Raw genomic sequence first — 2,533 nt, forward strand, 5'->3', positions numbered from 1 at the left:
GCTGCGAAGGCTGCTTCCAGAACGATCCAGCATTCAGCGCGCTTGGCTTTCTCACGGGACAGCTTGGTTTCACCGAAACCGTCTTCAACCGAGTCCAGAGCAACGTGAACTTCGTCACCGACGTTGATGGCCAGATCGCCAGCATCGTTGTAGAACTGCTCAAGCGGGATGAGTGCTTCAGACTTCAGGCCAGCGTGAACGGTTACCCAGCGAGCTTGGTAATCGATATCAACGATAACACCGGTGATGATGGAGCCTGCCTGAAGGTTCAGGGTCTTTAGGCTTTCTTCAAAGAGTTCCGCAAAGCTTTCGCTCATTTTAATTCCTGTAGATTAGGGCGAAGGATACGCCCATAGCCACACCCCAGACGGTATGGATCAGTTTCATTTAAAAGAAGCGCCGCAGGACTATGACTGGTCCCCTGCAGCCTTCTGGTCACCCGGCGATATCGCGGATGGCGATCTCGCTCATGATGCGTTCAAGCACCTGATCGATGGACAACTCCGTGGAATCCAGCTGTATCGCGTCGGCCGCCGGCTTGAGCGGGGCTACGGTTCGCTGGGTGTCACGCTCATCGCGCGCACGGATCTCATCTAGCAGACTCGACAGACTAACACCCTCGACTTTGCCCTTCAACTGCAAATATCGGCGGCGCGCCCGTTCCTCGGCACTGGCCGTCAGGAAAATCTTCAAAGGCGCACCGGGGAACACCACCGTGCCCATGTCGCGACCGTCGGCCACCAGCCCCGGCATTTCCTGGAAATCACGCTGGCGCTGCAGCAGCGCCTCGCGCACCGCCGGCAATGCCGCCACTTGGGAAGCGCCGGCGCCGACGCTCTCGGTGCGGATGACATCGCTGACTTCGTCGCCTTCCAGGATGATGCGCTGCAGCTGACCGTTCGTCGCCGGGATGAACTGCACATCCAGATGAGCGGCGAGTTTCTTCAGCAGCTCTTCATTGGTCAGGTCGACACCATGGTTGCGCGCCGCGAACGCCAACAGGCGATACAGCGCACCGGAATCCAGCAGCTTCCAGCCCATACGCTCGGCCAAAATGCCCGCTACCGTGCCCTTGCCCGAGCCGCTTGGCCCATCGATGGTGATGACCGGTGCAATGCTGTTCACGACTGAGCCTCTTTTGCCACTCGGATGCCGACCTGCGCGCACAGCGCCAGGAAGTTCGGGAACGACGTCGCGACGTTGGCGCAATCATGGATGCGGATCGGCGCACTGGCGCGCAACGAGGCCACGCTGAAGGCCATCGCGATGCGGTGGTCGCCGTGACCGTGCACTTCGCCGCCGCCGATCAGGCCGCCGTCGATGATGATGCCGTCCGGGGTCGGCTCGCACTTGACGCCCAGCGCCAGCAAACCGTCCGCCATCACCTGGATCCGGTCCGACTCCTTGACCCGCAGCTCTTCGGCACCGGTCAGCACGGTACGGCCTTCTGCGCAGGCGGCCGCCACGAACAGCACCGGGAACTCGTCGATGGCCAGCGGAACCAGCGCCTCGGGAATCTCGATACCTTTCAGTTTAGCTGCCCGCACGCGCAGGTCAGCCACCGGCTCACCGCCGACTTCACGCTGGTTCTCCAGAGTGATGTCCGCGCCCATCAGGCGCAGGATGTCGATCACGCCGGTGCGGGTCGGGTTGATGCCGACGTGCTCGAGCACCAGCTCCGAGCCCTCGGCGATCGAGGCCGCCACCAGGAAGAACGCCGACGACGAAATGTCGCCCGGCACTTCGATATGGGTCGCGGTCAGCTTGCCGCCCGACTCGACCGAGGCGGTCGCGCCATCGACATTCACCGAATAGCCGAAACCGCGCAGCATGCGCTCGGTATGGTCGCGGGTCGGCGCAGGCTCGGTGACGGTGGTCTTGCCATCGGCGTACAGGCCGGCCAGCAGCAGGCAGGACTTCACCTGGGCGCTGGCCATCGGCATGGTGTAGGTCAGGCCCTTGAGCTTGTTGCCGCCGCGGATGGTCATCGGCGGACGACCTTCGGCGGCGGTCTCGATCACGGCACCCATCTCACGCAGCGGATTGGCCACGCGGTTCATCGGACGCTTGGACAGCGACGCGTCGCCGGTCAGGGTGCTGTCGAAGTCCTGCGCCGCCAGCAGGCCGGAGAGCAGGCGCATCGAGGTGCCGGAGTTGCCCAGGTAGATCGGGCCCGGCGCAGGCTTGAGGCCGTGCAGGCCGACGCCATGGATGGTCACGCGGCCATGGTGCGGGCCTTCGATGACCACACCCATGTCGCGGAACGCCTGCAAGGTCGCCAGGGCGTCTTCGCCCTCGAGGAAACCTTCGACTTCGGTGACGCCTTCAGCCAGGGAGCCGAGCATGATCGAACGGTGGGAAATCGATTTGTCGCCCGGTACGCGAATCCGACCGGACAGGCGGCCACCAGGTTGAGCCAGGAAGATCAGTGCGTTGGAATGCTGAGCGTCCACATAGGCCCTGCGGGCCAGGATTTTACTGAAATGCTCGCGGGCAACGCGGGCGCGCGTGACGACGCCCAGCCCTTGGTGCC

The 2,533-nt window shown here is 63.4% G+C and carries 2 protein-coding genes and 1 pseudogene; all 3 read right to left on the reverse strand.

Going from position 1 to position 2,533, the window contains the following annotated elements; genetic code table 11:
• Positions 1-317: pseudogene (rpsA, locus tag ACIP0B_RS28270) on the reverse strand (30S ribosomal protein S1); the annotation flags it as partial.
• 118 nt (positions 318-435) lie between these two features.
• Entirely contained in the window at positions 436-1,125 is a 690-nt protein-coding gene (gene cmk, locus ACIP0B_RS28275) for a (d)CMP kinase (protein ID WP_400838455.1), read from the reverse strand.
• Positions 1,122-2,533, reverse strand: a 1,412-nt coding sequence (aroA, locus tag ACIP0B_RS28280) for a 3-phosphoshikimate 1-carboxyvinyltransferase (RefSeq protein WP_400838458.1), incomplete at its 5' end; no start/stop codon positions are given. The genes cmk and aroA, both read right to left, overlap by 4 nt.

It is taken from the genome of Pseudomonas sp. NPDC089534 (assembly GCF_044749305.1).
Taxonomy (GTDB): domain Bacteria; phylum Pseudomonadota; class Gammaproteobacteria; order Pseudomonadales; family Pseudomonadaceae; genus Aquipseudomonas; species Aquipseudomonas ekonensis.